General features: G+C 62.4%; 4 protein-coding genes. 3 read left to right on the top strand and 1 reads right to left on the bottom strand.

Translation table 11 applies throughout. The features are described 5' to 3' along the window. Positions 1-38: 38 nt before the first annotated feature. The 3 genes from EN745_RS29420 to EN745_RS29410 are packed head-to-tail and all read left to right on the top strand — an operon-like array spanning position 39 to position 2,807. The gene (locus EN745_RS29420; protein ID WP_127422863.1) at positions 39-920 is read left to right on the top strand and encodes a sugar ABC transporter permease; all 882 of its coding nucleotides are present in this window, start codon (positions 39-41) and stop codon (positions 918-920) included. Next, a complete protein-coding gene (locus EN745_RS29415) occupies positions 920-1,732 on the top strand; it encodes a carbohydrate ABC transporter permease (protein WP_127422862.1) in 813 nt (270 codons plus the stop codon). Before EN745_RS29420 ends, EN745_RS29415 begins: the two co-directional genes overlap by 1 nt. Before the next feature lie 7 nt (positions 1,733-1,739). Continuing rightward, positions 1,740-2,807, top strand: coding sequence for an ABC transporter ATP-binding protein (locus EN745_RS29410; RefSeq protein WP_127422861.1), 1,068 nt, complete (start codon positions 1,740-1,742; stop codon positions 2,805-2,807). A gap of 153 nt (positions 2,808-2,960) precedes the next feature. Here EN745_RS29410 and EN745_RS29405 read toward each other — a convergent pair whose 3' ends face one another. Continuing rightward, on the bottom strand, positions 2,961-5,075 hold the full coding sequence (locus EN745_RS29405) for a N,N-dimethylformamidase beta subunit family domain-containing protein (protein WP_127422860.1): 2,115 nt from the start codon (positions 5,073-5,075) through the stop codon (positions 2,961-2,963). Between the last annotated feature and the right edge of the window lie 148 nt (positions 5,076-5,223).

Here is a 5,223-nt window from a genome sequence, read left to right as displayed (position 1 = left end):
CCCTGTGCGCGGCAGGGTGAAATTCTCAGGTTGATCCGATGAGACCCGTGGCCGCAGCGTCCGATCCCACAAAGCATTTCTTCCAGCCGATCATCGTCTGCCTGACGGTGGCTTCGGTGGCGCTGACGCTGTTCGTCATCTGGATATCGCTGCACGATCTTTCGCTGATGCGGGCAGGGCGGGAAAAATTCGTCGGGCTCGACAACTACATCCGCTTTCTCAGCGATCCGCGCGCCATGGCCGCGCTCTGGCGCACGGTGCTCTTCACGACCCTGGCGACGGTCATCGAGATCGCGCTCGGCCTTGCCGTCGTGCTCTTCCTCGACCGCGACTTCGCCATGAAGCGGCTGGTGCGCACCCTGCTGCTTGTCCCGATCATCATGACGCCGGTTGTCGTCGGCCTCACTTGGCGCTTTCTGTTCGACCCTGCCACCGGCATGGCGAACTATCTTCTGTCGTTGGGCGGCATTTCCCAGGTCGACTGGTTGGGCAGCCCTCAGATCGCTCTCTTTTCGGTGCTGATCGCCGACATCTGGCAGTGGACGCCCTTCGTCATCCTGCTGGTGATGGCCGCGCTGGAATCGGCGCCGACCGATCCGCTCAACGCCGCCCGCGTCGACGGCGCGCGCGAATGGCAGGTCACCTGGTATGTGCTGCTCCCCATGCTGCGCCGCGCTCTCGCCATCGTCGCCTTGATCAGGGCGATCGACAGCATCAAGGCGTTCGATCTGTTTTACATCATGACGCGCGGCGGGCCGGCGCTGTCGACCGAGACGCTGAACTATTACGGCTACATCGTCGCCTTCACCAATTTCGACATCTCCTACGCATTGGCCATCGCCATCATCCTGACGGTGTTCACCAATGTCGCGCTGCTCACCATGTACAGCGTGCTCTTTCCGAAGACAGGGGACCGCTGATGGGCAGGCGCACTCTGTTCTATCTCGGGCTGGTCCTGCTTCTCTTGGCGGTGCTGTTCCCGCTCTACTGGGTCGTCGTCACCTCCTTCAAGACGACGCGCGATGCCTTCGCCATTCCGCCTGTCTGGCTGTTCAGCCCGACGCTCGACAACTACCGCACGGTGTTCGCCAATCGCGGCTTCCTCAGCGCCTTCGCCAATTCCTTCATCGTGTCGATCCTCTCCAGCGCGCTCGCCGTCGCCGTCGGTTCGGTCGCGGCTTATGGGCTGGCGCAGCAGCCGGCGGAGCTGCGCCGCGCACGGGAGAAATTCATTCTCAGCCTGCGCATCGCGCCGGCGCTGCTCTTCGTTATCCCGATGTACTACCTGGCGACCCGCATCGGCGCGCTGAACAAGCACTGGCTGCTGATCGCCGCCTATGCTTTCGTCAACGTGCCCTTCGCCATCTCGCTGCTCATCACCTTCTTCGACGACATTCCGAAGGAGCTGCGCGATGCAGCGCGCGTTGACGGCGCGCGCGAGTTTTCGATCTTCTGGCACGTCTATCTGCCGGCGGCGCGCGGCGGCATCATAGCCACGCTGATCCTGTGCGTTCTGTTCACCTGGAACGAGTTCTTCGTGGCGCTCGTGCTCACCGGCCGCGACACCCAGACACTGCCGGTCTCGATCACCTCGTTCCTGACTTTCCAGGGTATCCAGTGGGGCGCGCTCACCGCCGCCGCCACCCTCATCATGCTGCCGATGATCGTGCTCGGTATACTGGTGCAGGGCCAGGTCGTGCGCGGCATGACGCTCGGCAGCGTGAAGGGCTGAATTTCAGATGGCGCAACTTTCGATAAGATCGGTCTCGAAATCCTATGGCGCGGTCCAGGTGCTGGACGACGTCTCGGTCGAGGTGGCGGAGGGCTCCTTCGTCGTGCTGCTCGGCCCGTCCGGCTGCGGGAAGTCGACGCTGCTCCATGCGATCGCCGGCCTCAACCCGATCGATTCCGGCACCATCGTCATCGGCGACCGCAACGTCACCAATCTGCCGGCGCGCGACCGCGATGTCGCGATGGTCTTCCAGTCCTACGCGCTCTATCCGACCATGACGGTGGCGCAGAACATCGCCTTCCCGCTGAAGATGCGCGGCCTCGACCGCAGCACATCCGATGAGAAGGTCGCGGGCGTCGCGCGTCTGCTGCAGATCGAGCCGCTGCTGTCGCGTCTGCCGCGCGAGCTTTCCGGCGGTCAGCGCCAGCGCGTCGCCATCGGTCGGGCGCTGGTGCGCGACCCGCGCCTCTTCCTGTTCGACGAACCGCTTTCCAACTTGGACGCAGCGCTTCGCACCGAGCTTCGCGCCGAGATCAAGCGCCTGCATCAGTCGATCCGCCGCACCATGGTCTATGTCACGCACGACCAGACCGAGGCGCTGACGCTCGCCGACAAGATCGTCGTTCTGAAGGCCGGCCGCATCGAGCAGACCGGCACGCCGCTCTCGCTTTATGACGATCCCGACAACGCCTTCGTCGCCGGCTTCATTGGCACGCCGCGCATGAATTTCCTAAAGGCGGTCGTGGTGGACGACGGCAAGGCGCTGACAACCGGCGAGGCGAGGATGGACATGTCGCTCCTGCACTTGAAAACCAGGCTGGAGAACGGCCGCGCGGTCACGCTGGGCATCCGGCCGGAGCATCTCGATGAGAAGCACGGCGTCGAGCTTTCGCTTGCCGTCGACGTGACCGAGCGGTTGGGATCGACCTCTTACGTACACGGCGCGCTGCCGAGCGGCGAGACGGTGGTTGCCGAGCGCCGTGAGGATCAGCCGCGCTTTGGCGAGACAATCACGCTGCACTTCCAGCCGACGCGGGCCCGCGTTTTTGACGCTGACGGAAACCGCATCCGCTGACGGAAGGTACACCGTCTGGTAGGGCCCTTGTTCCCGACTTAGGCCCGGCAAGTCCTATTTGCGATCGGGACAGATAACTGTCGCGAGTCTTTACCATGGGCGCGCAACGGGCGCGTGTGACGACGTTCGGGCTAATGATCTCCGAGGTCGTGCTCACTCTGCCAAGAACTTCCGCAGCACGTTGGTGGTCAATCTCGCGATGTCGTTGTCATAGCCATTTGACCCCAGGCTACCTGCCCAGCAGATGGAGCCCGTTGAGAACACCTTGCCCCCTCCGGGATGTTCAACAAGAACCACGTCGGCGCGCACGTGCGGGTTTTTGGAACCCTGCTGATTTGGTGCGACTTCCGTGACGCTGTCGAGGCTTGGGAAGAAGAGATCGTTATGTCTGGACGACATCAACACGACCGTGCTGTCGGGCGTTCCGCGCGCTGGATCTGCGTGATCGAGCTCATCGCCGGCCGCGCCACCCAACAAATAACCGTGCTCACCCACCGTTTCGCTCGCAATACCCTCGAAAACCCACGCCACCGCTTCGGCATGGCTTTCCGGCGTGCGCGTGAAGCCCGAGGCCGGCCCCCATCCGGCGGCGGCCATGCCAATCCCAAGGAACGGATTTTGGTCACGGCCGCGGTGCCTGTAGGCGCCGCCCATCTCGCCGGTCGAACTGTGATAAAGCTCAGCCGCATGGGAGGTCCAGTTGCGCTGGGCCGCATAGCCCCGCCGCACCTCGATGGCGGTGCGCAGCTTGTTGACGTAACTCGTGACCCAGAAAAATCCGTTGGCTCCGAGATACATCAACTTGCCGCCGTCCTTGACGTAATCTTCGAAAGCGTCGAACTCGGCCGCAGTGGGGTATTCCGGGTGGCTTCCGGTGAGGACCACGTCGTAGCCGTCGAGCAGGCTTTTGCCTAAATTATCGACGTCCTCATCGGTCGCCACGTCGAATTCGATGTCGATGCTGTCCAGCCAACCGGTGATGAAGAAGTCGCCGGAGAAATGTCTCGGTCCGCCCGCCAGCCAGTTGATGTAGTTTGGCTGCACGTTGGTCAAGGGGCGCAACCGCGAAGCATAGATCACCCCGCTATCGTCCGAATGCCGATCGTACAGGGATCTGCCGAGTGAAGGTATCTGCTGAAGAATGGTTTCCGCCTTGTCCAGCACGATCGGAAAACTCATCATCTTTTGATGGGCGATTCCGCGCTCGCCCTCCCAAAGATGCTCGTTGCCATAGGCGAGGTAAGTGTTCGTTGGAGCGACGAACAGGACCCGTTTCCTGACCGCGCCCGGGCGAACATAAAAGGGAATGTAGTAGCTGGTTTCACCCTGGTTCAGGCGAACGGCATATATCCCGCTTTCGGCGGGAGCTTCGACCTCGAAGTCCGTTTTCCATTGCGCGTCATCGAGATCGTCATCATGCAGATGCAATGCATTCCACTGCGCCGGGTCGTCGGTCCAGCGGATGGTCTTCTTGTCCCATGCAGGACCAAGAACCGCTCGAGCCGGCCGGTTGAGTAGCCGTCCGTGCCGCCCGGCTCCGGAGAGGTCCACCGCGATGTCGCTGTCCATTTGCCTGGAGAAGTCCCATTGCAGGATAGGCTGCTTCGGCGACGCTCCAAATACAGTGACCTCGGATACGCATCCGTTGAAGCAGTCCGTCGCGCGGCCGTCTTCGGCATGCGCGGCGCCGACACGAAAACGTGCGGCGGATCCTTCCGCTACCACGACCGGCGTCGACCAGCAGCGCGTGCCGGTCTGTTCTTCCGCGGTCAGGCGCAGTACCGCTTCGCCGGGGTCATAGACAGCCTTCAAGAGCACCCAACGCCCCTTGGGCAGCGGATCGGGTGAGGCCCCCATCGTGACCGCGCCGTTCGACGACCGCAGATATAGCGCCAACCGGCCGGTCCGATCGAGTTCAAGCATCATGCGAGTGACAGAGCTATCGTCAGAGAGGCTGAACAGCGTCTGGCAAAGACGACCTGGAGCGGTCGGTTTCACCCACAGGCTGACCCCAACACCCTTGGCGAAATCGACCCTCGGCAAGGCAGCATCGACGAACGATCCCGGATGAAGTGCCTGCACCCGGCCGGTGTGCTGACCATTGCTCTTGGATGACACTGGTTCTTCGGCAACCGAGAGACCGGCGGCGCCTTCTTTCATGCCTCGCACGCGCACCAGTTGCGATCTGTAGATGCCCGCAGCGCTGACTTTGATTTCGACATGGTCGCCTGCATCGACGGAAAGCTTATCGGCATAGCCGATCAACATCTTGATCTTCTCCCAACTTGGGTTGCGGCAGACAGGCGGCCAGTTTAGCGCGACGACGAAGATCCGCTCCGGGCAATGAGCGCGTCCGCTATGACCGCGGCTACGAGCACGCCGCCCTGAACGAGCAAGCGCAATTGCGTGCTGGCGT

Origin of the sequence: Mesorhizobium sp. M4A.F.Ca.ET.022.05.2.1 (assembly GCF_003998845.1) — a bacterium.
In the GTDB taxonomy this organism is placed as follows: Bacteria; Pseudomonadota; Alphaproteobacteria; order Rhizobiales; family Rhizobiaceae; genus Mesorhizobium.
The sequence above is the reverse complement of the archived record's forward strand: the minus strand, read 5'-3'. Positions and strand labels throughout refer to the sequence as shown.